The organism is Pedobacter sp. PF22-3 (assembly GCF_026239555.1).
GTDB lineage: Bacteria > Bacteroidota > Bacteroidia > Sphingobacteriales > Sphingobacteriaceae > Pedobacter.
The window spans coordinates 93,314-118,306 of sequence record NZ_JAPIVP010000017.1 but is presented as its reverse complement, the minus strand read 5'-3'; the positions used below and the strand labels follow the sequence as shown (position 1 = coordinate 118,306).

Here is a 24,993-nt window from a genome sequence, read left to right as displayed (position 1 = left end):
GTGCCGCTCAGTAATTATTATGTTAATCTTATTGAACCGTCATTCGGTTAAGTTGATGCCTCATGCTAACTTTACCAGCACTAGCTGGTAAAGTTTTGGTTTATATGATTGGTGATAACATCAACCAGATGAGAAACCTAATGTGCGCTAAACTGATGTTTATTTGAACATCCCTTTTAGCTTTGCCAATTTCTCCTGTAAATCGCCATCTGCATCTTTTGGTTCATTACGCGGTTTGAAATTTTGTTTGTTATTATTATTTGATTTGATATTCTGCTTAGGTTTCTGGTCTTTTGACTCCCGATTTCGGGCTTCCGACTTCGGACTAACCTCAGTTTTCATTGATAACGAAATCCTTTTGCGGGCAGCATCAACTTCCATCACCGTAACTTCGACTTTTTGATGCACTTTTACTACATCATTTGGATTAGCGACAAAACGGTTAGCCAGTTGACTGGTGTGCACCAGACCATCTTGATGGACACCAATATCTACAAAGGCGCCAAAATTGGTGATGTTGGTTACAATTCCCGGTAACTTCATGCCTACTCTTAAATCGGCAATTTCATTTACACCATCAGTAAAACTAAAGGCCTCAAATTGCTCTCTCGGGTCACGACCCGGTTTGGCCAATTCCTTTAAGATGTCATTCAGAGTTGGTAAACCGATTTCATCAGTAACGTATTGTTGTGGCTTAATTTGCTTTTGCAATTGCGTATCTTTCATTAATGCCGAAACTGTTGTGCCTAAATCTTTCGCCATTTTATCTACCACAGCATAACGCTCAGGGTGAACACCACTGGTATCTAAAACATTTTCGGCATTGCGGATACGTAAGAAACCCGCTGCCTGCTCGTAAGCTTTATCGCCCAAACGGGGAACTTTTTTCAAACTCGCCCGATTTTTAAAAGCACCATTCGTGTTTCTATAATCTACAATATTCTGGGCCAGTGTTGGTCCGAGGCCAGAGACATAAGCTAAAATTTGTTTTGAGGCGGTATTTAATTCTACGCCTACAGCATTTACGGCACTGATTACGGTATCATCTAAGCTTGCCTGTAATTTATTTTGATCAACATCATGCTGATACTGGCCAACACCGATAGATTTTGGATCAATTTTAACCAGTTCGGCCAATGGATCCATTAAGCGGCGACCAATTGAAACTGCTCCACGCACGGTAATGTCCTGTGTAGGAAATTCCTCTCTGGCTACTTCTGATGCTGAATAAATTGAAGCACCACTTTCATTAACCATTACAACAGTGATGTGTGGTAAATTCAATGTCCGAATAAAAGCTTCAGTTTCCCTTCCTGCAGTGCCATTACCAATGGCTATAGCTTCAATATTGTGTTTTTCGCAAAGTTGTTGAATCGTAAATTCAGCATTTTTCACATTTCCCTGTCCGGTATGCGGATAAATTGCTGTATTCTCTAATAGTTGACCTTGTTTATCTAAGCAAACAACTTTACAGCCTGTACGGAAACCCGGATCTATTGCCATTACGTTTTTTTGACCCATTGGGGCTGCCAATAACAATTGACGTGCATTTTCGGCAAAAACCCGGATGGCTTCTTCATCTGCTTTTTGTTTGGTGAAAACCCGAAGCTCGGTTTCCATTGCTGGTTCCAACAAGCGTTTATAACCATCTTCTAAAGCCTGCTGAACCTGTTTTGAAGCTGCATTATTGCCTAGAATAAACTGGTTCTCTAAAATAGAAATGGCCTCTTCTGCTGGAGGAAGTGCATCTAATCTTAAAATCAGTTCCTTTTCGCCACGGCGCATGGCCAAAACACGGTGCGATGCAGCCGTTTTAACCGGCTCGGTCCATTCGAAATAATCTTTGTATTTAATGCCCTCTTCTTCTTTTCCTTTGATCACTTCAGATTTAAAGACCGCTTTTTCCTGAAAATAGGTTCTCATTTTGGTACGTGCCTCTGCATTCTCCGCAATCATCTCCGCAATAATGTCCCTTGCGCCTGCTAAAGCTTCATCAAAGGAGTTTACTCCTTTCTCGGTATCGATAAATTTATCGGCTTCGGCATTTAGGTCGAAATTGCTCTGTTCAAAAATCTTTAAGGCCAAAGATTCTAGTCCTTTTTCTTTTGCAACCGATGCACGAGTTTTACGTTTCGGTTTGTAAGGCAGGTAAATGTCTTCTAGAAGTGAAATGGTTTCAGCCGCATTAATCTGTTTCTCCAGGTCGGGTGTTAACTTGCCTAGTTCGGTCATCGATTTTAAAATCGCTTCGCGGCGTTTGTCCAGATCACGTAATTGCAAAACCCGGTCGCGAATTGCGGCTACCTCAACCTCATCTAAACTACCGGTTGCCTCTTTACGGTAACGGGAAATAAACGGAACGGTTGCGCCTTCATCTAATAGATTTATGGTTGCAGTTACTTGTTTTTCTGCAACTTTTAATTCGGCTGCAATTATTTTATGGTGGGTTAACATATCCTAAAGGGTGAAATTAAAAGAAGCAAAGCTAATCAGGATTTGCGGTATTTAATGATTTTTAACGTGAAGTTTTCCACCGAAATTTGTGAGTAATTAATCGCGCGGCGTATCAGGCTTGTATAGATTAATTGATAAAGGCATCTCACTTTTTCTTACGAATGACTTTCTCTAAATCCCTTTCTGCTTTAAATTTTGTAATTCTGGTAATTAAGTCTAAAGGCAAAGGTTTATTCAAAGGAAACTGAACAGCGCCTTTACTCCATTTATAATCAGTAAATTCAGCTTTAAAAGCTTCGATGCCAGAACCAGTGGGGTAAAAGCCGATGTGTTTGGAATAAGCTGCAAAATACACAAGAACATTGTTTTGTTTAAAGGCAGGCATGCCATAGCTGATTACCTCTTTTACATCTGGCACAGCTTTGTGTATAGTTTCACGGATTTGCTGTAACAGTTTTTTTGTTTCAACAGGGAAAGTAGCGATGTATTGATCGATGTTTTCTGGTTTAGGCTGTTCCATGCTCGGTGATTTTTCAAGCTCAATTTATAGAATTCATTCGCTGATTTGGATATCGTATTTATGCAATAAGCCCGCAAGTCCGGATTTTGAAAATCTTGCTTTTTTGATCCTGTTGTTATCCGGATCTATGGAATAATTGTAAGCCGTTCTGAAATCTGCTTTTTCGAGGATGGTTCTGTCGAAACTGGCCTTTAATAAATCGCAGTTATCGAAGGTTGAATTGGTCAGATCACTTTCTGAAAAATCCACTTCGTGCAATTGTGAAGTTTTAAATGCCATTTTCTTCAGTTTTAATTTATAAAAGGATGAATGATCCAGTTTACAGTTGTTAAAACTAAATGCCAAACCGAAATCGTTACAGTTTTCGAACCTCAATCCCAACATTTTGCAATCGTAGAAATTTACTTCATTAAATACTGTTTTGGTAATGCTGACCAGGCTTAGGTTGCAAAAAGTGAACTGACAATCCAGAAATTTAACACCACTTAAATCTGAACTGGAAAAATCGCAGTTGATGAATTTGCAGTTTTCGTATGCTGCTTTTGGCAATGGACGTAAGGTGAAATCGGCTTTTTCGAATGTTTGGTCGGATATGTATTCTGGCATGGATAGAAAGTTAACTGGTATAGCGAAGATAAAAATATTAGTTTGGAAATCTGCGGGGTTTAATCTAATCGTCACCCTGATCCGATAGCTATCGGATTTATTTCAGGGTCTTTTCCTGCTATTAAAATTCATAAACATTCCTTAGGCGGTCAATATTTTGAAAAGCAGGGTTTGGTGTGCTTTGGTTGCGAAAGCCCCGCTATCCGCTTCAAAGCCTCGGTTCGTTCCTCACCTTCGGGTTTTACGCTACTATCGGGTTTATTTAACCTGAGCATTTCGTTCTTGGGATACAAAACCTTCGAGGTTTAATACAATTGTAAAAAAAAATCCCCCAAATTGCTTTGGAGGATATTATCTTTTTTGGTCTTTGACTAGACTTAGACCAGCAAATTTTATTTTTTAACGTACATCACTTCTTTTACCGCTTTAACTACACGTTCAGCATTTGGTAAGCTGGCTGCAATTAAAGTTGGTGAATATGGAAGTGGAACATCTGCACAGGTAATGCGTAAAACCGGTGCATCTAAATAATCGAATGCATGTTTTTGTACCATGAAAGCGATCTCGCCAGAAAGCGAAGCCAATGGCCAGGCCTCTTCTACAACAACCAAACGATTAGTTTTCTTTACAGAAGCAATAATGGTGTCATAATCAATAGGACGTACAGTACGTAAATCAATTACCTCTACGTTGATTCCTTCTTTAGTTAATTCTTCTACAGCAGGGTTTACAACACGTGTTAACATTTTACCAAAGGTTACGATGGTTACATCAGTACCTTCTTTAGTTACCTTAGCTTTACCAAGTTCGATATAGTATTCTTCTGCAGGAACATCACCTTTATCACCGTACATTACTTCCGATTCCATGAAAATAACCGGATCCGGATCAAGGATAGATTGTTTTAATAAACCTTTTGCATCATAAGGGGTAGCCGGAACCACCACTTTTAAACCAGGTGTATTTGCAAACCAATTTTCGAAGTTTTGAGAGTGCTGTGCGCCTAACTGACCTGCGTTACCTGTTGGGCCACGGAAAACCATTGGACATGAGAACTGACCGCCACTCATTGATAAGATTTTAGCTGCTCCGTTGATAATCTGATCGATTGCAACTAAAGAGAAGTTAAATGTCATGAACTCTACAATTGGAACAAGGCCAGCTGTTGCGGCACCAGTTGCAATACCTGCGAAACCTAATTCTGCAATCGGGGTATCGATAATTCGTTTTGCACCAAATTCATCAAGCATACCCTGACTTACTTTGTACGCACCGTTATATTCTGCTACTTCTTCACCTAATAAAAAAACGCGGTCATCTTTACGCATTTCTTCGCTCATGGCTTCGCGTAGTGCTTCTCTAAATTGGATTTCTCTCATTGTAAATTTTTATAACGGGGGCAAATATAATTATTAATCGCTTTGAAACCAAAGGCTAAAATGCCTATGTTTTGTAATAATTATAAGTGTTTTGTTTGATTATTTTACGCTTTTTAAGTTCTATTGGTTGCTCTTTTCGTTAAAGAAGAAATAATATTGGGTAATTGTGTTTTTGTTGAGCTTTTTGTATCAAAGTTTATGCATTTTCCGAAATATCTTCTCCAAAAGCGATAATATGGTCATAGTTGTTTGAAAAGAGAGCTAACCCGCTTCCGGTTAACATTTTTAACTTTATTGATTTAATGATTTGGATTTAACAAACCATAAATCTCACTATCCAAAAACTGACCTCTAAAATAATAATCCTGTTTAAAAAGTGCTTCTTTTACAAAGCCATGTTTAATCAGCATCTGCCTCGAAGCATCGTTTCCCACATTGATGTTTGCACTGATGGTATGCAAATTAACCTCGTTAAAGCCAAAATCAATTGATTTTTTTAGGGCTTCAGAGATAATTCCCTTTCTCCAATAATCAGGGTGGAGCATATAACCTATTTCTGCACGGTGGTTGGCAAAATCGGTTCGCCAATAACCTACAGAGCCAATCATCTGGTTGGGGTTTTCTTTTAAAGCAATTACCCAGGCCAGGTTGTCGCCATTTTCATAACCATTTCTGAAACGGGAAATAAAATCTTTGACTTCAAAAATATCTTTCGGCCTTTCCCTATCGATATATTTCATTACCGTTTCGTTAGTGCGCATGGCAAAAAGGGTTTCGGCATCGGCCAGATCGTGTTCACGGAGGATTAATCGCTCGGTTTCGAGTACGGGGAAATTTGTAAAATTTAAGGTTAGCATTTTTAAATTTAAGAGATTTAACCGCAAAGCACACAAAGTTTTTCGCAAAGCACACAAAGTTTTGTTTTACCACAGAGCGCACGGAGATTTTCACGGAGAACACAAAGTTGATATTTTTCAATCCAGCGCTGAGTACTCTGCGGCTTGCTTTGTGCACTGTGGTTATTTTACTAGGCAGCTAGCGCTATTTATCATTGACGTTATTTCTTTGCGGTTGAAACTATTTCCCAAATAAAGTTTTATAAATAGAATATTTGTAGTTATCCTCTACTTTGCTGGCCACAAAATAGGGGGCTTCGAAAAGTTCGGTCAGTTTTTTTCTTAATTCGGAAAGGAATTCTGGTTTGATTTCTTCCAGATAGGCTCCTGATAGATTTTGCCTACCCGATTTAAACCAAACGCCATCTGCACTCATGGTTTTTACTACATAAAGATTTGGTTCTACAAAATTTTTGCCAGAAAACTGTTCGTAAGCATAAGTGTATAATAAGGTCTGGATTAACGCTTTATTAATGTGTTTGCCGTCAGAATTGAATAGCTCGGGAACATCTTTAAAAGTTAGCTTGTCGCTACCTGTTTTATAATCAATAATTTTAGTAACGTCATCTTTAACATCAACACGATCGATAAAGCCAAAAATTTTAACACTGGCTTCTTTTCCCCTTAGCGGGAAACTGATCTCGGCCTCTACCTTTTGCTCGAGACTAATAATTGTAAAAGGGGTTTGCGCTTCATCCTGATTTAAGATGATATTCACATAAGCATCCACAATCGATAAAATAACCTTTTGCATGCCTTTGTATTCCATTATCATATCTGGATTTTTGAACATGACGGCGTTAAAGGCTTTTTGTATCAGTGTGGGGATCTGTTTACGTTTTTCTTTAATCAGGGTAGCAGTAATTTCAGCAGACCTTAAATCTTCGTAAAAATACTCCATCACTTTGTGCAGAATGGAACCGATTTCATTGGCTTCTACCACTGCACTGATTTCTTTAGGCTCTTTAATCCCTGCAATGTAATTGAAAAAGAAATCTATCGGATTGGAAATGTATTGGGTTAGTGCTGAAGGTGAAAGCACCTTTTTTTTATCAAGGTATTTTTGAAGTGTTTCCTGGATAAAGGCATTATTGGTTTTCTCGATTTTTACTTCTTTAAAGGGTTCGGTTTTTACTTCCAGATTAAGTTCATTATAGGTGAATTCGAAGCCACTTTCGTACTCCAGTTGCTTTAAGATTCTGCTGGCTTCGCCCGAGGTAGATTCATCGGTTAAGCTGTTATAGACAAAATTGATATTCTTTGCCCGCTGTAATAGACGGTAGACCATATAAGCAGAAATGGCATCAAGATTTTCCAAAACAGGTAACCCATAAACGCGGCGTATAGAATCTGGAATAAAGCTATTGCCAATGGATGATTTGGGGATAATACCTTCATTGAAACCCAAAATTACCACTTTATCGAAATTTAGGTTCCGGGTTTCAAGTAATCCCATTACCTGTATGCCATTCAAAGGATCGCCAGAAAGTGGTACTGCAATAGCTTGCAATGATTTTTGAACGAGGTAAATTACAAAAGGAATTTCTTCTTTGCCGATATGGTTGCTAAACGTATCGTGCAGCCTGTTTAATTCTTGTATGGTTTTTACAAATAGTTCTGCATCGATTTTTTTGAGTGTTTTTGCATTTGATAGCCGGGTGAGCACATAATCCAGAACATCTAAAAGATTGGTAACCACGTGCTGTGGATTGTCGATTTTTTTATAAAATGCTTCAAAAAGTCCGCTTTGCCGTAAAAGGCGTTTATGATCAATCTCTACCTGGTTTTCTTCCAATAATGCGGTTAAGATTTTATCCCGCATTTTTTGGGTAAGACCCGTTAAAGGATGGGTTAAAAAAGCTTCTACATTTTTGTAACTTACTTTGTCCCGCTGTAAAATCTCCAGCTGACTCGCCAACCACAAATCAACCAAACCAAAAATACTGGAGGTTGATAAAGCAAAGCCCATGGTTACGTTAAGGTCAATCTCCTTTGCATGCAGGTGAGTGGGTATCGTTTGCAGTGTGGGAATTAACAGGCTCTCATCTGCCAAAACTACTACTGTTTTCCCAACAGTTTCGTCTTCGGTATAATCTTCTGCTAAAATATTGTTCAGAATTTTAGCCTGTGCAGATTGCCCCTGAACCTTAAAAACATTTACCTGGTGTGGGGCAGATTTCATTAAACTTTCCTGGTCGGCAAATTCATTTTTCAAACCAAGTAGGTTGATGTTTTTGCGCAGAAATAAGCCTGCTTCCTGTGAAATATCATCTAAATAATACGTATCGGCATCGAAATAAAATAATGCTTTACCTGCTTCCTGCAACTGGGTAAATATTTTGGCTTCGGCACTGCTCAAAGCATTAAACCCAACAAAAATAATCTTGCCCTTGTCAAAATTCGAAATGAATTCCTGGTGATTGGTGATATCATCAGCCAGGTACCGATAAACAGAACCATTCGTTAAATAACCTTGCTCTTTAAGTTTCGCGTGGTATTTATGGTAAAGTTTGGGCATCCTGCGCCACATCTTGATAAAAAGTTCCTGCTGTTTTTTATGTTTTCCTTCCGAATAAGAAGTCCAGAATTGAGAAAGAAACTCATATTGCTCTGGGCTTAAATAATCAAAATCTTTATTAATGACCGATATATCTTCCAGATCGCGATACAGTTTCTCTGCATCTACCAAGTCGGCATCAATCTGATTAAAATCGCTTAAGATAATTTTTGCTAATGGGAAAAACTTATGACTGGAAATAGTCTCTAATTTTTCTTCTACAAGCAGTTGATTATAAATGCGATGTAAAGTGAAAAACTGCAGGTAAAAATCGGCTATTTTATAACTGGTAGAACTGGCAAAGAACTCCTGTATGGTAAAAAATGACGGGCTGAAAAATGGTTTCCCAATAATATCTGCAAAGTGTTTCTGCAAATAAGCCGATGGTCGTTTATTATTGAAAACAATGGCGCAGTTTTCGAGCTGATTTCCAAACCGGGCAACTAAATCTTCGGCAACTTCCTGTAAAAATGGTTTCATGTAGATCTTTTTAATCGTTCCCTCGGTTTTTTAATTGTAATTCGATAATTGCTTTATCGTTTTCGATCCAAGCAGTGCGTATGATGTTTCATTATCAGCATTTTGAGAAATGCTACGCACTGCGTAGCAAATTTGCTCTTTAGGGTAAGTCAAATAAAATAGACGAAAATTTCTTAAGTTAGAATATGAAAAACCTTTACCAAAATCTGATTTTAGTTTTTTGGATAATGATTGTAAAATTTCGTCCCCATACGATGCCTTTATATTTCCTCCCTGCTCGTTTTCAACTATTTCTTTACCGATTTGCCAATAAGAAATTACCATAGCCGTGTTAACTGCTTTGTAAGCATCGGCCCTATATCTTTTCAGTATATTTAGGATGTTGCCATATAAATCGTTTACTTTTTCCATATTATACTAATTTCAATTTGCCTTTAACTGCGTAGAAAAGATAGGTTTTAATATTCTGATAACCCATTTCAGTAAGTAAGATTTTGTAATTATTTACCTGTTCGATGTGTTTATCGCTTTCTTCGATGGTAAATTTATAGTCAAGTATAATCACTTCATCGGCGTTAATCAAAACCCGATCAGGACGATGCAGTTTTCCATTGGTATCGATAATATTCTTTTCTACAATGCTTTCGCTTGCATTACCTAAAATCTCTTTGAGCTCGGGGTGTTCCAATACTTCAAGTGCGGATGAGATTAATTTTTGCTTTTCTTCTTCCTTGATAATTCCCTGCAAAACAAGGTTGGAGGTATAATCATCAACTTCTTTCGGTGTGCTGGCGCTGGCCAGGATATCGTGCAGTAAAGAGCCTTTTCTCCCTGATTTTTCAATGTTCACCAGATGTTTTAAATGTTTTTCTGCAGAGGGAACATAAAGTTCCGACAAACGGGTTGTAGTTGGATAACTATTTAAATTTATGAAATTCGATTCTTCAGATTTACTTTCAACAATTACAGGTTCTACAATTTCGTACACACCGTTTTCATCAAACTGCTCATCAAAAGTGAAATTGATTACATCGCCCATATTGGATAATTTCAATTCCTTTTTAGCCATTGTAGCTATGTAGAGGTAATCCTTAGATCGTGTAGTAGCCACATAGAGCATATTTAGTGCATCCATATTGTTATAAAGCAACTCTTCATAATAGGCCTTTGCAATTGCCGAGTCGGCTAATGCTTCATTATATTTTAAAGGAATTCCTTTCAGTTCTTTATAAACTGTTTCTTCTGAAGATACCCAGAAAGTGCCATTTGGTTTACCTTTGATTTCCCAATTGCAAAAAGGCACAAAAACAGCCCTAAAAGCTAAACCTTTCGATTTATGAATCGTAATAATCTGTATGGCATCAGCACCTTCTGGTGAAGGCAGTGATTTTTTAATGCCATCTTCTTCCCACCAGGTTAAAAATGAAATGATCCCTTTTTCACCTAGTTTTGCGGCAGATGCTGTCAAATCTCTAAAAGCAAGTAGGTAAGGTAAGTTTGCGGTAAGATTTTTTAAGCCATAACTTTCAATTAATATCTCTACCATCTCTGGCAGGGGAAGCTGCAGCCAACTTTGCCAGTTTTCGCACAAAGCAACCGGTAGAACTGTGGTAAGGGCGCTTAAAGGTTTATTGTTAAGGTTAAAATAATCATTGGCATCAATCTGTTTTTCATGGAGCGAATGGTAAAGTGCGATACAATTGGCTTTGTAAAGAGCCGTTTGCGTTTCTAAGCCGATCAGCACTTTTAATGTATTAATGATGAGCTGTATGGCCGAGTTGTTGGAGATCAATAAGGCATCACCAGACAAAACAGGTAAGTTATGCTCCATTAATTTTTTAACAGTGAGTAGTGCTTCGCTGTTCGACCGAACCAAAATGGCAATATCTTTTAGTGCATATTGCTGTTCATTTTTGAGATCATTTATTTCTTCAACAATTTCATCTAATGCAATATCCCTAAAAACAGTTTCGGTAAAACGTGCTTCATTCGGTGCATGGTCTTTACCAAACTTTTTGATCTTAATCGTTCCACCTTTTAAGGTGTTAGTTGCAAAGTTCTGGGTAGAGCCACTGTAAATATCGGTTATAATCTGCTGGTAATTTTGTTCTTGCCACCATCTGGAAATACTTTCGGGTTTAGTTGCCAGATTTTCGTTCAGTTCATTCTGCAGGGTGAGGGGAATGGCCCTGTAAAGGAAATTATTGAACGTGATGATATTTTCGGCACTCCGATAATTTTCTGCTAAACTTTCTTCCAATACATTTTCTGCACCAACATCTAATTTGGCGTGTTTATGCAATATGTTCCAATCGCCATTACGCCAACGGTAAATGGATTGTTTAGTGTCGCCAACAATCAGGTGGTCAATCAGATCCTGGCTGGGTGTGGCCATGGCATTGGTCAGCAGGGATTTAAAGCTCCCCCACTGACTGGTTGAAGTATCCTGAAATTCATCGAACAAAAAATTGCGGTAACGGTTGCCTACTTTTTCCCAGATAAAGGACGGGTTGTCGCCGGCATCTTCTGTAATTCCCGAAATCAGCTTTTGTGCATCACTGATCAGCAGGTTATCGTTTTCGGCCCTGTACTCTTTCAAAAGCATGGCGATTTCCTGCATTAACCTTAAATAATAAAGGTTTTTATTAAAGGCAATAGCCAAACTATAGTTTGGTAAATGTGTTAAATAGTGCGATTTTAAATTTTTTAGTATCGGATTTACCGTATTATAAGCTTCAGGAAAGTTTGCATTTTTCTGAAACCATTCATCAGGCTCGTCAATCAGATTAAAAAGAGGCTCGATCTTTGAAAAATCGCCCCTGGCCACGAGAATAATTTTAGCCAGCGGACTTCTCGATTTCCCTTTCAGGTGTTCTGTTTCCACACCGATTACATTCAAAGCTTCGTTTGCTTCTGTTGCGAGCGAAACCAGTTCTTCTTCAAAGTTCTTGATCTCTGCCTTGGTAATACTGATGTATTTTTTAAATAGTTCATCAATGTTTTCTAAACCAAGCGTGTTTACCGCATCTTCAAAAATCTGGAAGCGTTCGGAGAAAATTTCGCCAATCAGATTGTAAAGTTCGAATTTATAGTTCCAGCTTTTGTTATCGCTGATGCGCTCAATGGCCAGATCAATAATCCATTGTAAAAGTTGTTTGTTATGATCTAATGCTTCGTCCAGTTTGTTTACAAGATCATCTTTCACCTTGTCATAATTCATCTCTAAATTATAATCGGCGTTTAGGCCCAGCTCAAAAGCAAAACCCCTGATTACTTTTTGGACAAAACCATCAATAGTGCTTACAGAAAAACGGCTGTAGTCGTGCAGAATTTTACGATATATTTTATCTGCTTTAAACTGTAATTCCTGTGGGCTTAATATCGGATAGGCTTGCAGGATAAGTTTCCGATAATCATCTATTTTTTTTGATGGATTTCCCTTTGCCAGTCCTAACAATACCTCCAAAATCCTGGTTTTCATTTCCTCCGTGGCCTTATTGGTGAAGGTTACTGCTAAAATTTCGCGGTATTTATTATCGCCACTAAACAGCAGGGTAAGATAATGTGCGGTTAAACTGAACGTTTTACCGGAACCTGCAGAGGCTTGAAGAATTTTGAGGGGCTGGGGCATAATGTAATATCTCTCGGAAATTTAAACTTACAACAATTTAAAATTTTTCCGAAATCATGATATCAACAACGCGCCCATTTACGGTTTTTTCTTCTTTTTGGCTAATGTTTTGTGGCTGATCCTTGCTGGCCGTTCGGCCATTTCAATAGGAAGGCCGAGCAGATCGCGGATAACCACCGATGCACATGCACCACCAAATGCAGCAGGCAAATAAGAGACTGTACCATAAGCAGAGCGTTTAAAGTTGCTCCCATCAGTCATAATCATGGAATTTTTATCCATTTCTTCGGTGGAGAAAACAGCTTTTATTTTTGCCGCATTGGCAAGCTTATTCAGCCTTTTACGCACATAACTGGCAAAAACACATTGATAAGTATCAGGCAGTAGCGTAATTCTTAAACGAGTAGGATCCATTTTACCACCAGCACCCATTGAACTTACAATTGGAATATTTTTTTCTAATGCCGTTCCTAACAAAGTAATTTTAGGCATTACACTATCAATGCAATCCATAATGTAATCGAAATCAGCTTCTAAAATTTCCCTGCATTTCTCTGGCGTAAGAAAGGTATTTACTACGTGCAGTTTTAATTCGGGATTTATAGATAATAAACGTTCTTGCATAATTGCAGCTTTGCTAACACCATGATTGGTTGCCAAAGCAGGTAGCTGCCTGTTCCGGTTGGTTGGGTCAACTACATCGCCATCAACAATGGTCATTTCTCCAATTCCTGAACGGCAAATAAATTCGGCAGCAAAAGAACCCACGCCACCCAAACCGATCACGAGAACATGTTTCGATTGGAGTTTTTCTATTCCATCATTACCTACAAGCAGGGCAGAGCGCGAAAGCCAGCTAAAATCAGACATATTTTTGTATTTAGCTGTATTCTTCGACAGGCTCAGAATGACAGCGCTATATTAAATTTAGTTTATTCCAGTCGGTAAAAATACGTGCTTTAAGTTCATCTACAGTACATTTTTTTAAAATGGCTGCTGCCCGGTAAATTTCCTCAATCGAAATATCAGCATCATCCGTTTCCAGGAAAAAGTTATTGGTACTTTGAATCAGTTTTGCTGCACCGGAGTTTTCCTTTAAAGCGGTTAGACCGAAAGAAAGCAAAAATCCTTTATCCAACAGCTGGTTACCCAGTTCTTCATTTTTATTAAAGCCATGGATGATCATCGGTACTTCAACTTTTAACCGGTCTTTAACCGCTATTAATTCAGCAAAACATTTAACGCAATGCAAAATCAAAGGTTTATTGATTCTTTCTGCTAATTCGATCTGTTTTTCTAAAATTATAAGTTGATTATCCAGATTTTCGCCCCTCAGGCGATCTAAACCGCATTCACCAATCTGTTTTACATTTGTTTGATTGGCTACCACACTAAGATATTTCATCTGCAGATCGAGATGATCAATTTTGGCAAACCAGGGATGCAAGCCAACAGAAATGGGCTTGGTTTTAGGCATTGCCAAAAAGATATCATGGGTTAACGACAGACTCTGAATGCTGATAACCCCATTTTGGGTGGCAACTTTATGGGTATGTATATCTAAGAAATCCATTTCTATACAAAGATAGTTAAATGTAAAATGGGCGATGTAAAAGGGACAATGGAAAAATGCAAATGAATTTAAACCTTTCGATAAAAACAAGTTCTATTAATGACCAATGACCAATGACCAATGACCAATGAATGTTTCTAATCTGTAAAGAATTTGCGAATAATCTACAATAATACTAGACTTTACTACATTTGAATATTATTTTAAAACAGATGAAAAAATTAGTCATTTTATTAACTGCTTTATTGATTTCTACTGCGGCTTTTAGCCAGGCAAAAAAAGAAGCCGTTCATATTTATAATCCACAGGCAGATGCTAAAGCAGATATCGCTGCTGCGGTTGCAAAAGCAGCCAAAGAAAATAAACATGTGCTGTTACAGGTTGGCGGTAACTGGTGCACCTGGTGTATTGCTTTCCATAATTTGGTTGATAGTACGGCTACCTTAAAAAAATACATCAACGATAATTTCGAAACTGTTTTGGTTAATTATAGTCCTGAAAATAAAAACGAAAGTGTTCTGGCTGGTTTAGGCTATCCTCAACGCTTTGGCTTTCCTGTGTTTTTAGTTTTGGATGGAAAAGGGAAAGTATTGCACATTGAAAATTCTTCTTATTTAGAAACAGAAGAAGTTGGCGCTAACGGTAAAAAGAAAGTTGGACATGATGTAAAGAAGATTACCTCATTTTTAAAAGGGTGGACAAAAGCGGCTGTTGATCCTGAGACTTATAAAACGAAAGCTAAATAGAGGCTTAAGGTAGAGGGCGTGAGGTTTAAGGCCGAACCGCAAAATCTAATTAAGAAAGCCTTTCGATTTTTAAATCTGAAAGGCTTTCTTTTTAATCGTCTAATTCGTCTTCGTCTACCTCATCATCAAGGTTTAACTCATAAGAAGCTCTTGAAGCTTCATCGGCTTGCTCCAGCAGATCTTTATCGTGTTCGATACTGGTATCATCACCACTAATTTCATTGATATTTTCTACATCATCCTCTCTGCGTAAAGCATCGTTAGGATCGTTCGAATAATTGTCGTCTTCTGGATCTATCATAACTTTAAGATTTTATATTAGATAATCGTTTTGGTAGTGAAATTGTTTTGGGAAAAGCTTAAAGGTGAAAAGACTGAGGCTTCCAAAGATTCTTCGCTGCGCTCAGAATGACAAATCGGAAAGGGCTAAAGACCATCCCCAAATTTATAAAACGGAGCCACGCTCACTGGTAACTTACCTGTAGGTACCAGGCGGTTGTTAATTACAGCAGCAGCCGAAATCTGCATAAAATCTTCTTTTTGATAGGCTACCAATAAACCTTTGCTATTTTCTAATCCCGATAAGGTTGCCAGGTTATATGGATTTGCAAACAAGGCAAAAACAGCATTCTTAGTTGATAATTCTTTAATAAAATTCTTCACACCTGCATTCAGTGGCATGTTATTAGCCGGTCTTGATCTGCTATCATGAATGCCTACAATTACCTGATCAAATGCGCTGATTTCACGTGCTATGTTTGAAATTTGTGTGGCACTTGCATCTTTATCCAACACATAATAAACAGAGTTGTAATAACCTTTCGAGATTTCTTTTTGGAAAGTAGTTACGGAAGATACGCCAATACTGATTATCGCTGTTCTTCTGATCGGTATAAGACGTTTAATATGATCTTTACCCTTGAGCAAAGTTACCGATGCATTGGCCAACTCCTGCACTAATGCATTGCTGTTGTTGCGGTTAACACCCGCAATAATACCTTTGGTAACAATGGTATCGCGCTTGGCCAGCCCGGCCCAATACTTTGCGGTTAATATTTTACGCACGCTTTGGTCAATCTCGCCCATACTTACACGATTATTTCTTACCGCTTTACGCACCAATTTAATGGCTCTGTCGCTGTTTTCTGAAAGTTCGATAATATCGTTACCTGCAATAATTCCCATCAAATCAGCTTCGCCATTTTTAAAGTATTTTACCACACCTTTCATATCCATTGCATCCGAAATAATCAGGCCTTTAAAGCCTAATTTTTGCTTTAAAATGCCGGTTACAATTGGCTTGGAAAGCGTTGAAGGTAAATTTGGGGTATTATCCAAAGAAGGAATGTTCATATGTGCAATCATCACCCCAGATGCGCCTTGTTTAATCAATTCTTTGAATGGATACATTTCTAAAGTGTCCAAACGTGCAGCAGAGAAAGTAAGCTGCGGCAAATCGTAATGCGAATCTACATCTGTATCGCCATGACCAGGAAAGTGTTTCAGCGTAGTTAATAAACCTCCGTCTTGCATGCCCTTCATATAGGATGCGACTTTACTTGCCACATTATATTTATTTTCGCCGAACGAACGATAGTTAATTACCGGGTTTTTCGGATTATTGTTAATATCTGCATCAGGAGCCAGGTTCATCTGCATCCCCATCCGTTTGTAATCTTTAGCCACTTCCAAACCCATTTTGTATAATAACTCCTTGTTTTGGATGGCGCCCAAAGTCATTTGATAGGGATAAGATATAGTACTGTCTAAACGCATGCCCAAACCCCATTCCCCATCATTAGCCACAATAAGTGGTATTCTGCTCAGTTTTTGATAGGCATTGGTGGCTACAACCTGTCGGCCAGGGCCACCCTGAAAAAAAATTACTCCGCCCAATTGTTCTTTTTTAATCACCTCGCCAACCGAATCGGTATATTTTTTACCCAGATTGGTATGTGCCCTAACGAAGAACATCTGCGCAATACGCTCTCTACGGTTTAGTTTATTAAAAACAGAATCGACCCATTTGGGTTGATTGGCTAACATTTCTAAATAGGATTTTTGTTGTGCGCTGCCCGAAAATGCAGCTCCACATAGGGCAATGAGTATAAAAAGATTTTTTTTCACTTGTTTTTATTGTATCAGGTCCGCTAAATTAATAAACCAAAGCCGTATTGAACAAAAACCCGTCCAAGTAATCGATTTAATACCCTAAGTTTTAAAAATATTGCAAATTAAGATCGGTACATCCCTTTGCCTTCAATAAAGTCAATTACATTATCGGGCAGGAAAAACTGAACATTTTTTTTCTCTTTAATAGCCTTCCGTATAAAAGTGGAGGATATTTCCATTAAAGGTGTATTGGTAAAGGTAATGGAGGGATGATTTTCCCAATCGCTCACATTTGCTCCGGGACGAGGATACACATAAATCTGATAGTTTTTTAACAGCACCTCGTAGTTCTTCCATTTTTTAAAAGAAACGAGGTTATCAGCACCCATGATCAGTACAAATTCCTTTTCAGGATATTTTTCGTGGAGATAGGTTAAGGTATCAATGGTATATGAAGGCTGTGGCAATGCAAATTCGATATTACTCACGCGGATATGCGCTGCATTTTCGGTAGCCAATTTGGCCATTTCCAAACGATCATACATATTGGTTAAACCACTTTTATCCTTTAAAGGATTATGTGGAGAAACCACCAGCCATACTTCATCCAGTTCGGTATGGTTAGCCATATAATTTGCAATAATTAAATGTCCGGTATGGATTGGATTATACGAACCGAAGAAAAGACCGGTTTTCATGTTTATGGTTTTCAGTATTTGTAATCGTCATTGCGAGGCTGATTCAGTGAGCCGAAGCAATCTAATCACTGATTAGATTGCTTCACCCTTGTCCTCTTTTTCCGCTGCTATGGTTCGCAATGACGGATTTATTAGATGATTAGTTTACCAATATATTTTAGTCTCATAAAAGCTAAAGTTTTGGTCCTTTGTTAAAATAGTTAAATTTTCCGAGATGCCTTGAGCAATTAGAATTCGATCAAAAGGGTCGCGATGATGGAAATCTAATTCATTCAGTTTAATAATATGGTTGAATGAGATTGGTAATATTTCTATTTGATTCTGATCTAAAAAGTCTAAAATTTTATCAAAGTCTGCATTTAAAGAAAGCTTGTTTAATTTACATTTTATCGCAATTTCCCAAATGCTTGCAATACTGATAAAACATTCATTTTTTAGGTTTTTGATTTCATCAATTATCTTCTTTGGCAAAGATGAATCTCCATTTATGAACCAGATAAATGTATGCGTATCTAACAGAAGCTGCATTACATGTAATCTTTAAAGTCTTCTAATGGCTTATCAAAATCGGCAGACATTTTAAAAAAATCTTTGGCATAACCAAATTGCCTTTCTTTCAGTTTTTTACTCGCTTTCGATTTTTTCTTCAGAGATGAGACAAAATCAGACACTTGCTTCTTCAAATCTGAAGGCAATGAAGATATTTGGCTATATAATTGAATATCAGTCATCAATCAAATATAGAAATTTCTGCGCGCCTAATAAAACTATTTTTTCAAAAAATCCCCTACCAACTGCTCTGCTTCTGCACAAGCAGTAGCCAGATCATAATTTTTTAAGATCACATCAAACTTATCTGCATAAAGCAATTCTTTTTCAGCTTTAATAAAACGTTCTTGTAATTTTTCCTGACTATCTGTTCCACGACCGCTTAAACGTTCCTTTAAAACATCTAATGAGGGTGGTTGAACAAAAATAGCCAATGCATCTTCCTCGTATTTTCTTTTTAAACGGATGCCGCCTTCAACATCGATATCGAAAATAACGTGTTTACCTTCATTCCAGATGCGTTCTATTTCTGAGCGCAAAGTGCCATAAAAGGTGCCGTTATAAACTTCTTCAAACTCTACAAACTCCTGACGGGCAACTTTGTGTAAAAATTCTTCCTTTGTAATAAAATAGTAATCGTTTTCATGCGTTTCATCTCCTCTCAATTCGCGGGTAGTTGCAGAAATAGAAAAGCTCAGATCAGGGAACTTCTTTAATAAATGATGTACTATGGTGGTTTTACCTGCTCCTGATGGTGCTGAAAATATGATTAATTTGCCTTGCATGCTTTTAAAAGTTTTGCGATTGGCGTCTGGCGTTAAGCGCTTATCGCTTTCCGCCTAACGCTACAACACATTCAGTAACTGTTCTTTTATTTTTTCTAATTCTTCTTTCATTCCTACCACAAATTGCTGCATCTGCGCATCGTTCGCTTTTGCACCCATGGTATTAATTTCTCTTCCTATTTCCTGCGAAATGAAACCCATTTTTTTACCGTTTGCTTCTTTGCTTGCTAAAGTTTGTAAGAAATAATCGCAATGGCTTTTTAAACGTGTTTTTTCTTCAGTAATATCAATTTTATCGATGTAGTAGATCAATTCCTGCTCAAAACGGTTTTGGTCAATATTTACCTTACCCACCGCATCTTCTAAAAACTGGTTAAATTTATCGCGGATGGCCGAAATTCTTTTAGGTTCCAGTTCTTCTACCGATTTAAAGTACGACAGGATATTTTTAATCCGCAGTTCTAAATCCGCCTTTAAAACAGCGCCTTCATCTTCCCTAAATTGGTTAAAGTTGGCCAGGGCTTCAGTAAAAATCTGGTAAAGGTGATTCCATTCATCTTCGCTAACACTTTCTTCCTTATAACTAATTACATCCGGAAAGGTTAAGGCTGTTTGGAGTAAATTACTGCTGTCTGCACCTAGTTCGTTGTTAACAGCAACAAGCTGCTGGTAGTAATGACTCAATAAAGCGGTATTAATGGTGGCACCTGTAATTTCGCCATTGGTGCGTTCTATATTGATGCTTAAACTTACCTTTCCGCGTTCGATATCTTTGCTACAGATGTTGCGCAGAATCAATTCTTTATCAGAAAAAGCTTTAGGATATTTTAAATTCAGCTCCAGGAATTTACTGTTGAGCGATTTGATTTCGACACTATACTTTGCGTTTGCATAATCGGCTGTTGCTAAGCCGTATCCTGTCATGGATTTTATCATGCGCAAAGATAGGGTTTTAAGCCGAAAGGAGAAATAATAATGGGCAGTGCCTCAGAATTCTAGATAGTTGAAAATAAAATACGACATCGCAGATATTTTGAAAACCAACGTTCAGTTTTTCATCGCAGAAGTAGTCCCGCTTTTCATTACAAGTCCGCGTTGCGCTGTGGGCTTTTCATTTCAATCGGGTTTAGGTACATCGTAAGATTGCTTTTGGCTTGGGCCTGTTACCTGCAAGGTGCCTACCGAAGTATTTAAACCTGATGGGAGTGGACATTCCCGATTTTTCATCGGGGTAAAACGTTCAGCAGGACTGATTGAGCCAAAAGGATAGGAGCGTTCATTTCCTAATAAATACGATGTTAATTTCAGCATCACCAAAAGATGCAGCCGTATCTAAAAAAGAACTTTCGTTGCTCTGGTAGAAAACTACTATTACTGCATAAAATAATAGCTGTCTGTTAGTTTCCTCATGGGTATTAACGTTTTATTAACAATTTGAATGTGCAACAAATGTTAATTTTACAAAAAATCTCTTAGAGATATGAAAGCATTTTTTACGCTCATTTTTCTTTCGCTCGGCTTTCTAGTTGCTTCAATAAGCGTTAAAGCACAGGTTAAGGTTTCTAAAGGAGTTGTTTTTGAAAAAGGAACAGATATCAGAATTGCCCTGGCAGTAGTTACCAATATGCGCACCAGACAGGGAGTTGGTACCAACGACATGGGGTTTTTCCAAATTGCCGCAAAAATTGGCGATACCTTATTGGTGCAAAAAAGAAAGTTTGATAATCAGCTGTTGATTGTTAAAAGTGATGATGACTTTATCGTAAATATTGTTCGGGCAGACATGCTGCTGGAGGATGTAACAATCAGGGCAGAAAACAAACAAGAAAACCTATCGGTTGTTAGGTTTGCGCACAGAAAGAAAACGTATTTTTACGGACATAACAGAAACCCGCTTCATTATATCCGTTATCCTTTGTCGGCCATAATGGAATTGTTTAGTGCAGAGCGTAAAAGTGCCAGGCGGTTTGACCGCTATTATGATAACGAGACAAAAGAATTAGAAATAGACCGTTTTTTCAATGTCAGCCTGGTTAAAAATAATACCAGTTTAACAGGAAAGCAACTTGAAAAATTTATGTTGGATTACAGACCAAAGCATAAACAGATTAAAAACTGGAATACTTATGACGGGGTTGATTACATCAAAAAATCGTCTAAACAGTACTTAGATACTTTAAACACCTCATTATGATAAAATGAAACTTTTAAAAGCTGTTCTGTTACTCATCATCTTAGTGCAAGGCTTGAAAATTAAAGCTCAAGATTTCGTAATGAAAGGGGTGGTGATTGAGAAAGGTTCTAACGTGCGTGTTGCTTTAGCTGCGATAACCAATTTACGCAGTAAAATGGGCACAACCAGTAACGATATTGGAATGTTTCAGTTAAATGCCCGTATTGGCGATACGCTTTTCATTCAGAAGAAAAACTTAAATGATCAAAAAGTCGTTGTTAACACAGATGGTGACCTGGTTGTTTTTTTGGTAAGGGGAAGTACTATGTTAGCAGAAGTAACGGTTAAAGGGCAAACCAAAAAGCAAGAGATGGAAGATATTAAGCGGGATTTGAGGCACAACGGTTCTTTTTTTGCGGGTAAACCGCCATTAATTTTATTAAATCCGCTTGGCGGCAATCCAATAACATTTTTTTATGAGCTTTTTGGGAAAACACCAGCAAGAGCACGTAAATTTAACCGTTATTATAAAAAGGAACTAAGTTTGATCGAGGTTGACAAGTTTTTTAATAAAAGCTTGGTCTTGAAAAATACTACATTAACGGGGAAAGATCTCGACAAATTTCTGCTCGATTATTATCCAACACGCAGCATGACCATAAATTGGAGTAATTATGATGCGGTTAAATACATTAAAGAGTCGGCTAAAAAATACACCGATACTTTGAAACACACAAATTAGTACAGCATGAGAAACTTTAAATTTGCCTTCATACTCTTTATTTTTACCTTAATTGGCTTTGTGGCCAAGGCACAAGACTTTATTCTGAAGGGGGTAGTTATTGAGAGGGGCTCAAACGTTAGAATTGCATTGTCAGAAATTACAAATTTGCGTACCGGAATCGGAGTGGGCAGTAATGATATTGGATTGTTCCAGTTAAAAGCCAGATTGGGCGACACGCTTCTGGTAACCAAGAGAGACCTGATTGATCAGCGTGTTGTGGTGAATAGCGAAAAGGATCTTGTGGTTTACCTGGTGAGGGGAAGTACTACGCTAGCTGATGTAACCATTAGGGGAAACACCAAAAAAGAAGATTTAGATGAAATTAAGCGCGATTTTAAAAACAAGGGTGTATATAATGGGGGTAAAACAACGGTTTTGTCTGCCATATTTAGTCCTTTAAATGCGCTGTATAATCTGTTTGGTAGCGATCCTAAAAATGCACGAAGATTTGGAAGGTATGCTGATAATGAAATTAAACAATCGCAGATTGATGTGTACTTTAATCAGAGTATTATTAAAAACAATACCGAATTAAGAGGTGATACTTTAGAGAAATACATGCTGAATTGTCGTCCTGATTTTGATAAAGCACAGTACTGGAACAGTTACGATTACATCAAGTATATTAAAGAATCTTCTAAGAAATTTACAGATACACTGGGAAAGGGGAAGTAGGTTTTAGTATTCAGTCTGGAGTCCTGAGTCAATAGATCAGTTTGGAGTTGAGAATCAGTTAATCAGTTTACAGTTGGCAATTAGCAGTTGCTCATGATCGAATCTGAGTTTGGGTTTTAGTTAACCAGTTTACACAATTAGCCGATTAAACAAGATGCAGTTTGCAGTTGATGGTTTACAGTTGCTCATGATCGAATCTGGAGTTTGGATTCCGTTAACCAATTTCAACAATTAACCGATTAAACAAAATACATTAGGTAGTTTGCAGTTACTAATGACCAGTGAACTTTTAGATACTCAATGCTTCGCAAGCTTTCTCTGCAGCAAGTTTTTCTGCATTTTTCTTATTATAATCTCTGCCTGTTCCCACTTTTTCGCCTTCTACCATTGCACTAATGGTGAATAATTTAGTGCTTTCGCCTTCGCCATTTTCAGCAAGTTCGAATAATACATCCTTACCATGGCGCTGGCACCATTCAATTAATTTACTCTTAAAATTGGTTTCAGTAAGTTCAAGGGTATGGATATCGATATGCGGTTTTACAATTCTGCGCATTAAAAACTCTTTGGTAAAGTTGTACCCTTTATCCATATAAATGGCACCAATAATAGCTTCAAAAGCATCGCCCAACATCGAATTGTGCTTGGTTTGGATACTAACGGAACGCTGATCAAACTGGATAAGCTTATCGAAACCAATTTTTTTTGCCAACTGGTTTAAATTAGCGCGGTTTACAATCTTCGAACGCATTTCGGTTAAAAACCCTTCTTCTTTGTAAGGATAGTGTTTAAAAAGCAACTCTGCTATTACCGAACCTAAAACGGCATCACCTAAAAATTCTAAACGTTCGTTACTGCTCCTGCTGCCATTTTTTAAAATTTTTGCTACAGAACGGTGCCTGAACGCCATTTTATAGAGCGTAACATTGCCTGGAACAAAGCCCAAAATATTTTTCAGCTGTTTAACAAACTCCTTTTCAGGAGAGAGATAAAGTTTATATAATTTTAATATCGGCATTAAATAAATAACACAATTAGCGGCTAACTAGCATATTTAACTAAGTTATCTATTTTTAATTAGCATACAAAATTATATACCTGTGCTGTTCTAATTAATCTTCGTATTTCTTGAAAATAACAGAAGCATTATGGCCACCAAAACCGAATGTATTGCTTAAGGCAGCTCTAACAGTACGTTTTTGTGCTTTGTTAAAAGTAAAATTCAATTTAGGATCAAATGCAGGATCATCTGTAAAATGATTGATTGTTGGAGGAACAATATCATTTTTAACAGCAAGAATTGCTGCAATAGCCTCAATAGCACCAGCTGCACCTAACAGGTGGCCGGTCATCGATTTGGTTGAGCTAATGTTTAAACGATAAGCATCTTCACCAAATAATGTACCAATGGCTTTGGTTTCACTAATATCACCAAGCGGTGTAGAAGTACCGTGTACATTGATATAATCTATATCAGCAGTTGTTAAACCAGCATCTTTCAGTGCGTTGGTCATTACCATTCTAGCGCCTAAACCTTCAGGATGTGGTGCAGTGATGTGATTGGCATCAGCACTCATTCCACCGCCCACAAGTTCTGCATAAATTTTTGCACCTCTTGCCTTAGCGTGTTCAAGTTCTTCTAAAATAATAGTTCCTGCACCTTCACCAGCTACGAAGCCATCGCGATCTTTATCAAAAGGGCGTGATGCTGTTGCCGGATCTTCATTACGTGTTGATAATGCATGCATGGCATTAAAACCACCCATACCTGCCTCATTGATGATTGCTTCAGAACCACCACTGATAATTACATCAGCCATACCCAAACGGATATAGTTAAATGCATCAATCATTGCATTTGTTGAAGAAGCACATGCCGAAACAGTTGCAAAATTTGGCCCACGCAGGCCGTATTTGATAGAAATATGCCCTGGGGCGATATCCACGATCATTTTAGGGATAAAGAATGGATTGTATCTTGGCGTACCATCTCCCTTGGCGAAATTCGAAATCTCATCCAGGAAAGTTTTCAATCCACCTATGCCCGCGCCCCAGATTACGCCGATGCGGTTGGTGTCTAATTTTTCAAAATCAAAACCACCATCCTTTACAGCCTCATCTGTTGCTACAAGAGCATATTGTACAAACGGATCTAATTTACGGGCTTCTTTTTTCTCCAAAAAATCTTCTGGATTAAAGTTTTTTACCTCGCAAGCGAATTTGGTCTTGAACTTTTCAGTATCAAAACCCTTAATAGGAGCAGCGCCACTCACCCCGTTAGTCAATCCTTCCCAAAAATCAGGAACATTATTGCCTATAGGAGTGAGCGCACCCAACCCTGTTACTACTACTCTTTTTAATTCCATTTATACTGA

General features: G+C 37.9%; 24 protein-coding genes. 4 read left to right on the top strand and 20 right to left on the bottom strand.

Annotated features, from left to right (window positions below; translation table 11 throughout):
- Window positions 1-159: 159 nt before the first annotated feature.
- From OQX63_RS19185 to OQX63_RS19140, 10 genes are all read right to left on the bottom strand, one after another.
- Window positions 160-2,454, bottom strand: a complete 2,295-nt coding sequence (locus OQX63_RS19185; protein ID WP_265852426.1) for a Tex family protein — start codon at window positions 2,452-2,454, stop codon at window positions 160-162.
- Between the two features lie 145 nt (window positions 2,455-2,599).
- Window positions 2,600-2,974, bottom strand: a complete 375-nt coding sequence (locus OQX63_RS19180) for an iron chaperone (RefSeq protein WP_265852425.1) — start codon at window positions 2,972-2,974, stop codon at window positions 2,600-2,602.
- A 33-nt stretch (window positions 2,975-3,007) separates the two neighbouring features.
- Window positions 3,008-3,580, bottom strand: coding sequence for a pentapeptide repeat-containing protein (locus tag OQX63_RS19175; RefSeq protein ID WP_265852424.1), 573 nt, complete (start codon window positions 3,578-3,580; stop codon window positions 3,008-3,010).
- A 392-nt stretch (window positions 3,581-3,972) separates the two neighbouring features.
- Window positions 3,973-4,959, bottom strand: coding sequence for a pyruvate dehydrogenase complex E1 component subunit beta (locus OQX63_RS19170; RefSeq protein WP_265852423.1), 987 nt, complete (start codon window positions 4,957-4,959; stop codon window positions 3,973-3,975).
- A gap of 299 nt (window positions 4,960-5,258) precedes the next feature.
- The gene (locus tag OQX63_RS19165) at window positions 5,259-5,816 is read right to left on the bottom strand and encodes a GNAT family N-acetyltransferase (protein ID WP_265852422.1); all 558 of its coding nucleotides are present in this window, start codon (window positions 5,814-5,816) and stop codon (window positions 5,259-5,261) included.
- A 220-nt stretch (window positions 5,817-6,036) separates the two neighbouring features.
- The gene (locus tag OQX63_RS19160; RefSeq protein WP_265852421.1) at window positions 6,037-8,892 is read right to left on the bottom strand and encodes a PD-(D/E)XK nuclease family protein; all 2,856 of its coding nucleotides are present in this window, start codon (window positions 8,890-8,892) and stop codon (window positions 6,037-6,039) included.
- Window positions 8,893-8,922: 30 nt separating this feature from the next.
- The gene (locus OQX63_RS19155) at window positions 8,923-9,303 is read right to left on the bottom strand and encodes a DUF1016 N-terminal domain-containing protein (protein ID WP_265852420.1); all 381 of its coding nucleotides are present in this window, start codon (window positions 9,301-9,303) and stop codon (window positions 8,923-8,925) included.
- 1 nt (window position 9,304) lies between these two features.
- Window positions 9,305-12,523: a UvrD-helicase domain-containing protein gene (locus OQX63_RS19150; RefSeq protein ID WP_265852419.1), complete on the bottom strand. Its 3,219-nt coding sequence runs from the start codon at window positions 12,521-12,523 to the stop codon at window positions 9,305-9,307.
- A gap of 78 nt (window positions 12,524-12,601) precedes the next feature.
- On the bottom strand, window positions 12,602-13,393 hold the full coding sequence (locus OQX63_RS19145) for a tRNA threonylcarbamoyladenosine dehydratase (RefSeq protein ID WP_265852418.1): 792 nt from the start codon (window positions 13,391-13,393) through the stop codon (window positions 12,602-12,604).
- 46 nt (window positions 13,394-13,439) lie between these two features.
- Window positions 13,440-14,096: a TatD family hydrolase gene (locus OQX63_RS19140; protein WP_265852417.1), complete on the bottom strand. Its 657-nt coding sequence runs from the start codon at window positions 14,094-14,096 to the stop codon at window positions 13,440-13,442.
- Between the two features lie 212 nt (window positions 14,097-14,308).
- Here OQX63_RS19140 and OQX63_RS19135 point away from each other — a divergent pair, with 212 nt between their 5' ends.
- Entirely contained in the window at window positions 14,309-14,842 is a 534-nt protein-coding gene (locus tag OQX63_RS19135) for a thioredoxin family protein (protein WP_265852416.1), read from the top strand.
- Window positions 14,843-14,933: 91 nt separating this feature from the next.
- Here OQX63_RS19135 and OQX63_RS19130 read toward each other — a convergent pair whose 3' ends face one another.
- The 8 genes from OQX63_RS19130 to OQX63_RS19095 all read right to left on the bottom strand — a co-directional run bounded on the left by OQX63_RS19130 (window position 14,934) and on the right by OQX63_RS19095 (window position 20,297).
- Entirely contained in the window at window positions 14,934-15,143 is a 210-nt protein-coding gene (locus OQX63_RS19130; RefSeq protein WP_187591990.1) for a hypothetical protein, read from the bottom strand.
- Between the two features lie 125 nt (window positions 15,144-15,268).
- The gene (locus OQX63_RS19125; RefSeq protein ID WP_265852415.1) at window positions 15,269-16,969 is read right to left on the bottom strand and encodes a glycoside hydrolase family 3 protein; all 1,701 of its coding nucleotides are present in this window, start codon (window positions 16,967-16,969) and stop codon (window positions 15,269-15,271) included.
- Between the two features lie 107 nt (window positions 16,970-17,076).
- Entirely contained in the window at window positions 17,077-17,652 is a 576-nt protein-coding gene (gene nadD, locus OQX63_RS19120; RefSeq protein ID WP_265852414.1) for a nicotinate (nicotinamide) nucleotide adenylyltransferase, read from the bottom strand.
- Between the two features lie 144 nt (window positions 17,653-17,796).
- A complete protein-coding gene (locus OQX63_RS19115) occupies window positions 17,797-18,180 on the bottom strand; it encodes a type II toxin-antitoxin system VapC family toxin (RefSeq protein WP_265852413.1) in 384 nt (127 codons plus the stop codon).
- Window positions 18,180-18,383, bottom strand: a complete 204-nt coding sequence (locus OQX63_RS19110; protein ID WP_265852412.1) for a DUF2281 domain-containing protein — start codon at window positions 18,381-18,383, stop codon at window positions 18,180-18,182. Before OQX63_RS19110 ends, OQX63_RS19115 begins: the two co-directional genes overlap by 1 nt.
- A 36-nt stretch (window positions 18,384-18,419) precedes the next feature.
- Window positions 18,420-18,986, bottom strand: a complete 567-nt coding sequence (gene gmk, locus OQX63_RS19105; protein ID WP_265852411.1) for a guanylate kinase — start codon at window positions 18,984-18,986, stop codon at window positions 18,420-18,422.
- Window positions 18,987-19,046: 60 nt separating this feature from the next.
- Complete coding sequence (locus OQX63_RS19100) at window positions 19,047-19,910, bottom strand: YicC/YloC family endoribonuclease (protein ID WP_265852436.1); 864 nt, start codon at window positions 19,908-19,910, stop codon at window positions 19,047-19,049.
- Window positions 19,911-20,102: 192 nt separating this feature from the next.
- A complete protein-coding gene (locus OQX63_RS19095) occupies window positions 20,103-20,297 on the bottom strand; it encodes a hypothetical protein (protein ID WP_265852410.1) in 195 nt (64 codons plus the stop codon).
- Window positions 20,298-20,466: 169 nt separating this feature from the next.
- On the opposite strand from OQX63_RS19095, the gene OQX63_RS19090 reads away from it, so the two are divergent.
- From OQX63_RS19090 to OQX63_RS19080, 3 genes are read left to right on the top strand one after another with little or no spacing between them, the layout of a single operon-like run.
- A complete protein-coding gene (locus OQX63_RS19090; protein WP_265852409.1) occupies window positions 20,467-21,180 on the top strand; it encodes a hypothetical protein in 714 nt (237 codons plus the stop codon).
- A gap of 4 nt (window positions 21,181-21,184) precedes the next feature.
- Window positions 21,185-21,901, top strand: a complete 717-nt coding sequence (locus tag OQX63_RS19085) for a hypothetical protein (protein WP_265852408.1) — start codon at window positions 21,185-21,187, stop codon at window positions 21,899-21,901.
- A gap of 6 nt (window positions 21,902-21,907) precedes the next feature.
- Window positions 21,908-22,618 (top strand): hypothetical protein, encoded by a 711-nt coding sequence (locus OQX63_RS19080; RefSeq protein ID WP_265852407.1) that lies wholly within the window; start codon window positions 21,908-21,910, stop codon window positions 22,616-22,618.
- A 289-nt stretch (window positions 22,619-22,907) separates the two neighbouring features.
- On the opposite strand, the gene rnc is transcribed toward OQX63_RS19080, so the two are convergent.
- Together rnc and fabF are read right to left on the bottom strand one after the other, a co-directional pair.
- A complete protein-coding gene (rnc, locus tag OQX63_RS19075) occupies window positions 22,908-23,636 on the bottom strand; it encodes a ribonuclease III (RefSeq protein WP_265852406.1) in 729 nt (242 codons plus the stop codon).
- Between the two features lie 94 nt (window positions 23,637-23,730).
- On the bottom strand, window positions 23,731-24,984 hold the full coding sequence (fabF, locus tag OQX63_RS19070; RefSeq protein ID WP_090498150.1) for a beta-ketoacyl-ACP synthase II: 1,254 nt from the start codon (window positions 24,982-24,984) through the stop codon (window positions 23,731-23,733).
- Between the last annotated feature and the right edge of the window lie 9 nt (window positions 24,985-24,993).

What these genes read in the sequence shown, in the direction of transcription:
- OQX63_RS19085 (WP_265852408.1), top strand. Translation starts at nt 21,185, where the DNA reads ATGAAACTTTTAAAAGCTGTTCTGTTACTCATCATCTTAGTGCAAGGC.
- OQX63_RS19115 (WP_265852413.1), bottom strand. Translation starts at nt 18,180, where the DNA reads ATGCAGCTTCTGTTAGATACGCATACATTTATCTGGTTCATAAATGGA.
- OQX63_RS19150 (WP_265852419.1), bottom strand. Translation starts at nt 12,523, where the DNA reads ATGCCCCAGCCCCTCAAAATTCTTCAAGCCTCTGCAGGTTCCGGTAAA.
- OQX63_RS19175 (WP_265852424.1), bottom strand. Translation starts at nt 3,580, where the DNA reads ATGCCAGAATACATATCCGACCAAACATTCGAAAAAGCCGATTTCACC.
- OQX63_RS19160 (WP_265852421.1), bottom strand. Translation starts at nt 8,892, where the DNA reads ATGAAACCATTTTTACAGGAAGTTGCCGAAGATTTAGTTGCCCGGTTT.
- OQX63_RS19095 (WP_265852410.1), bottom strand. Translation starts at nt 20,297, where the DNA reads ATGCTGAAATTAACATCGTATTTATTAGGAAATGAACGCTCCTATCCT.
- OQX63_RS19090 (WP_265852409.1), top strand. Translation starts at nt 20,467, where the DNA reads ATGAAAGCATTTTTTACGCTCATTTTTCTTTCGCTCGGCTTTCTAGTT.
- OQX63_RS19165 (WP_265852422.1), bottom strand. Translation starts at nt 5,816, where the DNA reads ATGCTAACCTTAAATTTTACAAATTTCCCCGTACTCGAAACCGAGCGA.
- OQX63_RS19110 (WP_265852412.1), bottom strand. Translation starts at nt 18,383, where the DNA reads ATGACTGATATTCAATTATATAGCCAAATATCTTCATTGCCTTCAGAT.
- OQX63_RS19180 (WP_265852425.1), bottom strand. Translation starts at nt 2,974, where the DNA reads ATGGAACAGCCTAAACCAGAAAACATCGATCAATACATCGCTACTTTC.
- OQX63_RS19100 (WP_265852436.1), bottom strand. Translation starts at nt 19,910, where the DNA reads ATGACAGGATACGGCTTAGCAACAGCCGATTATGCAAACGCAAAGTAT.
- OQX63_RS19145 (WP_265852418.1), bottom strand. Translation starts at nt 13,393, where the DNA reads ATGTCTGATTTTAGCTGGCTTTCGCGCTCTGCCCTGCTTGTAGGTAAT.
- OQX63_RS19135 (WP_265852416.1), top strand. Translation starts at nt 14,309, where the DNA reads ATGAAAAAATTAGTCATTTTATTAACTGCTTTATTGATTTCTACTGCG.
- OQX63_RS19155 (WP_265852420.1), bottom strand. Translation starts at nt 9,303, where the DNA reads ATGGAAAAAGTAAACGATTTATATGGCAACATCCTAAATATACTGAAA.
- nadD (WP_265852414.1), bottom strand. Translation starts at nt 17,652, where the DNA reads ATGAAAACCGGTCTTTTCTTCGGTTCGTATAATCCAATCCATACCGGA.
- fabF (WP_090498150.1), bottom strand. Translation starts at nt 24,984, where the DNA reads ATGGAATTAAAAAGAGTAGTAGTAACAGGGTTGGGTGCGCTCACTCCT.
- OQX63_RS19140 (WP_265852417.1), bottom strand. Translation starts at nt 14,096, where the DNA reads ATGGATTTCTTAGATATACATACCCATAAAGTTGCCACCCAAAATGGG.
- OQX63_RS19080 (WP_265852407.1), top strand. Translation starts at nt 21,908, where the DNA reads ATGAGAAACTTTAAATTTGCCTTCATACTCTTTATTTTTACCTTAATT.
- OQX63_RS19185 (WP_265852426.1), bottom strand. Translation starts at nt 2,454, where the DNA reads ATGTTAACCCACCATAAAATAATTGCAGCCGAATTAAAAGTTGCAGAA.
- OQX63_RS19170 (WP_265852423.1), bottom strand. Translation starts at nt 4,959, where the DNA reads ATGAGAGAAATCCAATTTAGAGAAGCACTACGCGAAGCCATGAGCGAA.
- rnc (WP_265852406.1), bottom strand. Translation starts at nt 23,636, where the DNA reads ATGCCGATATTAAAATTATATAAACTTTATCTCTCTCCTGAAAAGGAG.
- OQX63_RS19130 (WP_187591990.1), bottom strand. Translation starts at nt 15,143, where the DNA reads ATGATAGATCCAGAAGACGACAATTATTCGAACGATCCTAACGATGCT.
- gmk (WP_265852411.1), bottom strand. Translation starts at nt 18,986, where the DNA reads ATGCAAGGCAAATTAATCATATTTTCAGCACCATCAGGAGCAGGTAAA.